The sequence below is a fragment of the Streptomyces sp. NPDC057638 genome, from assembly GCF_042800315.1.
Taxonomy (GTDB): domain Bacteria; phylum Actinomycetota; class Actinomycetes; order Streptomycetales; family Streptomycetaceae; genus Streptomyces.
Map to the genome: position 1 here is coordinate 1 of NZ_JBHVHF010000427.1, position 5225 is coordinate 5225.

A 5225-nucleotide genomic window follows, 5' to 3' on the forward strand; every position below is an offset into this window, starting at 1 on the left:
GGCCCGCTCCGGGCTACCCGGGGCTGCGGGGCGCGGGGTTTCGGGGCTCAGGTTCTCGGGGCTCAGGTTCTCGGGGCGAGGCGCGCAGGTGCGCGCGGGTTCCCTGCGGGCCGAAGAGGATGAGGAGTTCGACCGCCCGGCCGTCGGCGGTACCCAGCCAGTGCGGCTGGGACGTGTCGAACTCGGCCGCCTCACCGGGCGACAGCGTCAGCTCCCGATCGCCCAGCAGCAGGCGCAGTCGGCCGTTGAGCACATACAGCCACTCGAAGCCCTCATGGGTCTGCGGGGTCGGCTCCCGCGGCGGCGACTGGGCCGGAATGATCATCTTGAACGCGTGTGTGCCTCCCGGCCGCCGGGACAGCGGAACGAAGACCATCCCATGGCGCCGTATCGGTCTCAGATGGACCCGGGGATCACCGGTGCGCGGGGCACCGACCAGATCGTCCAGCGGAACGTCATAGACACGGGCCAGCGGCAGCAGCAGTTCCAGCGTCGCCCGGCGCTGTCCGCTCTCCAGCCGGGACAGCGTGCTCTGCGACACCCCTGTGGTCAGGGCGAGATCGGCGAGGGTGATCCCGCGTTCACGCCGCAACGCGCGCAACCGGGGCCCCACCGCGGCGAGTACATCCCGTTGGTCCGGGTCCATCGGGCCATCTTGCCAGAACGGCACATTCACGTGCCGGATCGCCGGGGTCCTGGCAACACTGGCCGTCCCGACAGATGGAGAGACGATGAACACCACGGAAGCGGCCACGTTCTGGGACGGGTTCTACGCGGACCGTACGGCGGCCACGGAACCACGACCGAACCTCCGCCTCACCGAAACGGTCACGGACCTGCCGCCCGGCGACGCCCTCGACCTGGGGTGCGGGGAGGGCGGTGACGCCCTGTGGCTCGCCCGCCAGGGCTGGCGCGTCACCGCCGTCGATGTCTCGGGCGTGGTCGCCGAGCGGCTCGCCCGCCTCGCCCGCGCGCACGGGCTGGAGGAGAGGATCACCGCCGAACGCCACGACCTGAACGAGACCTTCCCACAGGGTGGGTTCGACCTCGTCAGCGCCCACTACCTGCACACCCCGCTCGACCTGGACCGGTCGGCCGTCCTGCGTACGGCGGCACACGCGCTGCGCCCGGACGGGCGGCTGCTCGTCGTGGACCACGGGTCCAGCGCGCCCTGGTCATGGGACCGGGGCTCCGGCACCCGGTACCCCACCCCCGATGAGGTCGCCGCCGACATCGGCCTGGACGCGCGGTGGTGGACGGTCGAGCGGGCCGACACCGCCCGCCGGACCGCGACCGGACCCGGTGGACGCACCGCCGAGGTCGTCGACCACATCCTGATCATCCGCCGTACCACCCATGGCGACGACGCCTCGTGAGGAGACCCCATGCCACCCGCGACAGTCGGCCACGCCGACATCCTCCGCGAACTGATCGACGGCACGACCGGCCGCGCTGACCGCCCTCGGGGCTCGGGGGGCGGCCCATCCCCGCACACGCGGGATCCATTGCGGGTCGGTCTCCCACATCGAGTCGTAGGAGGGACCATCCCCGCACACGCGGGATCCATACTTCCTGACCTGGGGTTCTACCGGCCGGTAACTCGATTTTCCTTCGGTTGCACTCCGGCTTCCCTTACCTTCCCGACCATCCGACTCCCCGTCACGCTACCGACTACAGGACCTCCTTGACACGTCCACCCCCGCGCCCCAGACCTGAACCCATCACGCCCGACGGCCGCGCCCGGTCCCGCGTCACCGCCCCGCCGCCCGGTCCACGAGCGCGGGAACCCGGTCGGCCGGATCCGGGATCGCGCCTGCTGGGCGGTCACCGGTTCAGGGCAGGGGTGGCGGCTGGGTGGGCAGGAGGTCCCACAGGGGTGTGGAGCCTCCCGCCCATTGGGCGAGGAGGGTGCGGTCGACGAGATGGAGGTGCTGGGAGCGGGCGAAGTCGACGGCCTTCGTGGTGAAGCGGCCGTTGGTGACCAGGACGATGATGTCGCCGTGGTGGACGGGGCGTCCGGTGCCGTTGAGGACATGGAGGTCGGGTGTGCCGACGGCGGCTCCGGCCAGACCGGCCCTGCGGTGTTTGCACTGGATGACCCAGAGACGGCCGAAGGGGTCGGTCGCCTTCACATCGGCTCCGTTGTCCCCCGCTCCCCCGACCTGGACGGCGTCGGAGCATCCGTCACGACGCATCAGATCGCGTACCGCGTGCTCGAACTCACGGTGGTGCAGCCCGTCGAGCTGGGGCAGGACATAGCGGAGCCCGTGCCGACGGACGCGTTCCCCCTGGGCCCGCCGCCACCGGGACCGGGTCCAGAGGCCGAGCGCGCCACCCACGACGGCCAGGAGCAGCACGGTCACCGCGGGATGGGCGGCCAGCCAGCGGAACGCTCCGGTGACCAGACTCCACAGCGCGAGCGCGGCGAGCACCGCCAGGCCCGCTCCCTCCCAGCCGGGGTCCTTCCCCCGGCCACGGCGGGCCGGCCGCCGTCGGCGGCTCATCGGACCGCCCGGGAGGCGCCCGGGCCCGGCCGGACGGGTGGGCCGGGGTGGTCCCGTCGTACGGCGGCGAGGAGGCCGATCGCCGGTGCCAGGACGGTGGCGGCGGTCGGCCTCTCACCGGTCCCGCCGCCGACCGGTACGCGGCGTCGTGGTCGCGGGACCATCGCCGCCGCGCGCACCACCACCTGCTGGAGCCTCGGCACACGCCCTCCCTCCCGGGCGGCGACCCCGCCCCCACGACGGCCTCCTGTGTAGCCCGGGGGCGGCCGTGGCGGGGGCGGGTCGGCGGGGATTGGCAGAAAGCGGCCCGTGGATCGGCCGTGGAGCGCCGGCGAGGTCGCGCCGCCCGTCACGGCCGTGGCGGGTGGCCCTCCGGGCGCGCCGTCGTCCGGTGGAACGTCTCGTGGAGGAGTCCGGCGAGTGCGGTGAGCTGGCGGTTCGTCCGGTCCGTGCGCCAGACCAGCACCATGCGGGACGGTTCGCCGAGTCCGTCGAGCGGGAGGTAGCGCACATCGCCGCGCAGGGCCCGCTCGGAGAGCGGTCGGCACACCAGCATGACGTACTCGCCGCCCGCGACCCGGGCCAGGCCCTCGTGGACGGAGGAGACGCCCGTGGTGGACCGGACGGGTACGCCCGCGGGGGTGGCGCGCGGCGCCTGGGCCGCCGTCCAGTAGTCAGGGGCGTCGCCCGAGGGGTGCAGGACGTCCAGGCCGGCCAGTTCCTCGGCGTCGACGCGCCCGGCGTCCGCCAGGGGGTGCGCGGCGGCGACCGCGAGCAGCCGGTCCTCGGGCGGGAAGCGGAAGCCGATGGTCAGCTCTGGTTCATGGACCGGCGCCTCCACGACGACGGCGTCGAGCCTGCCGTCCCGTACGGCGGTGAAGGGGGAGCCCCACGGGATCTCGCTGAGCTCCATCGCCACATCGTCCCCGCCGCGCAGCCGCCGGAACGCCTCGGTGAGCTCCTCGTAGACGCTGGCGTGGAAGCCGACGCGCACCCGGCTCAGGGTGCCGCTGGCGGCTCGTTCCCGCGCCCGGGCCAGGGTGGTGGCGAGCGCGTCGTAGGCCGGGCGCACCTCGTCGGCGAACTGGGCGCCGAACCGGCTCAGTGCCACCCTGCGGCTGGTGCGCTCCACCAGTCGTACGCCGACCCGGCGTTCGAGGGCCGCGATGAGCTGGCTCACCCGGCTCTGGGAGCAGCCCAGCCGGGCGGCGGTGCGGCCGAAGTGGAGCTCTTCGGCCAGTACGAGGAGGCATTCGAGCTCCTGGACATGGACCTGGTTCATCATTCCCCGGCGGTTTCCGCGACGGCGGCGTGTCGCTGATCGATCACTCTCGCTCATCGAACGGTGAGCAGATCGCCGTTGTTCCCGCCCTGGTCCGCTGGTTGGTTGATGGGCATGGAATCCCCCGCACCGACCCCCGTTCGTCCCTCCGGCCCCCTCCCCCTCGATCCCCTCGCGCGCACCACGTCATGGCGGTGGGTGGCGGTCGTCGTGCTGGCGGTGAGTACGTTCGTGGTCGTCAGCTCCGAGATGCTGCCGGTCGGCGTGCTCTCCCCGATGGCCGACGATCTGCGGATCGGCCAGGGCACGGCCGGGCTGAGCCTGACCGTCACCGGGCTGGTGACCGCCGTCACCGCGCCCGTGGTGCCCCGGCTGCTGGGGTCGCTCGACCGGCGTGCCGTGCTCGCCTGCGCGATGGTGGTGCTGGCCGTGGGCAACGCGCTGACCGCCGTGGCGCGGGACGTGGGTCCGCTGATGGTCTCCCGGGTGATCCTGGGCGTCGGGATGGGCGCGGTCTGGGGCCTGGCGTCCGCCGTCGCCATCCGGCTGGTGGCGGCGCGCGACGCGGCGCTGGCGGTGTCCGTCGCCGTCAGCGGCGTCGCGGCGGCCTCGGTGGTGGGCGTGCCGCTGGGGACGCTGGTCAGCAATGCCTTCGGCTGGCGGGTGGCGTTCGCCGCGCTGGCCGCCGCCGCGCTGGTCCTCGCCGTGGCCCTGTTGCTCGCCCTGCCCCGGCTGCCCCGGCCGAGCGAGCCGACCGCGCCGACCGCGCCGAGCGGTGCCGTGGCGGGAGCGGCGCCGCGCACCCGGCCGGTGCGGGTGGCGCTGACGCTGGTCCTGCTCCTGGTCACCGCGCACTTCGCGGCCTACACCTATGTACGGCCCGTCCTTGAGGAGCGTACGGGGCTGACGCCGGACGGTATCGCCGTGGTTCTGCTCGTGTACGGGGTCTTCGGTCTGGTCGGCAACTTCGCGGCCGGTGCGCTGGCGGCCCGCCGCGCCCGTGGCACGGTCCTGGCCCTGACCGCCGGGATCGGCGCGTCGATCGCGCTGCTCGCGCTCGTCGGCTCGTGGGCGGCGCCCACGGGCGTCGGTGTCGCGCTGTGGGGCGCGGCGTACGGCGGGCTGTCGGTCGCGGGCCAGATCTGGCTGACCCGCTCGGCGCCCGACCGGGTGGAGCGGGTGACCGGGCTCTATGTCGGGGTCTTCACCGCCGCCATCGCCGTCGGCGCGTTCCTCGGTGGTGTCGTGGTGGAGGCGGCCGGTGTCACCGCGCTGTTGTGGGGCGCCGCGGCGCTGACGGGCGCGGCCCTCTGCGTGGGGCTGCGCGGAGGGGACCGTACCTCCGCCGCGCCACGGTGACACCGGCCCCCGCCGCCTGGCGGGAGCGGCCCCGGGCATCGGACACCCTGGTCAGCGACACACCCGCCGCCCCTCGGCGA

Annotated in this window: 5 protein-coding genes; 2 read left to right on the forward strand and 3 right to left on the reverse strand. The window is 74.0% G+C overall.

The features are described from left to right. Positions 1-13 precede the first annotated feature (13 nt). Entirely contained in the window at positions 14-646 is a 633-nt protein-coding gene (locus ACFVIM_RS32490; protein WP_384309169.1) for a helix-turn-helix domain-containing protein, read from the reverse strand. 85 nt (positions 647-731) lie between these two features. Here ACFVIM_RS32490 and ACFVIM_RS32495 point away from each other — a divergent pair, with 85 nt between their 5' ends. Beyond that, entirely contained in the window at positions 732-1376 is a 645-nt protein-coding gene (locus tag ACFVIM_RS32495; RefSeq protein ID WP_384309171.1) for a class I SAM-dependent methyltransferase, read from the forward strand. 456 nt (positions 1377-1832) lie between these two features. On the opposite strand, the gene ACFVIM_RS32500 is transcribed toward ACFVIM_RS32495, so the two are convergent. Together ACFVIM_RS32500 and ACFVIM_RS32505 are read right to left on the reverse strand one after the other, a co-directional pair. Further along, a complete protein-coding gene (locus tag ACFVIM_RS32500) occupies positions 1833-2504 on the reverse strand; it encodes a restriction endonuclease (RefSeq protein ID WP_384309174.1) in 672 nt (223 codons plus the stop codon). 349 nt (positions 2505-2853) lie between these two features. Next, positions 2854-3789 (reverse strand): LysR family transcriptional regulator, encoded by a 936-nt coding sequence (locus ACFVIM_RS32505; RefSeq protein ID WP_384309176.1) that lies wholly within the window; start codon positions 3787-3789, stop codon positions 2854-2856. Between the two features lie 111 nt (positions 3790-3900). Here ACFVIM_RS32505 and ACFVIM_RS32510 point away from each other — a divergent pair, with 111 nt between their 5' ends. Beyond that, the gene (locus tag ACFVIM_RS32510) at positions 3901-5145 is read left to right on the forward strand and encodes an MFS transporter (protein WP_384309179.1); all 1245 of its coding nucleotides are present in this window, start codon (positions 3901-3903) and stop codon (positions 5143-5145) included. The last annotated feature ends 80 nt before the right edge of the window (positions 5146-5225 follow it).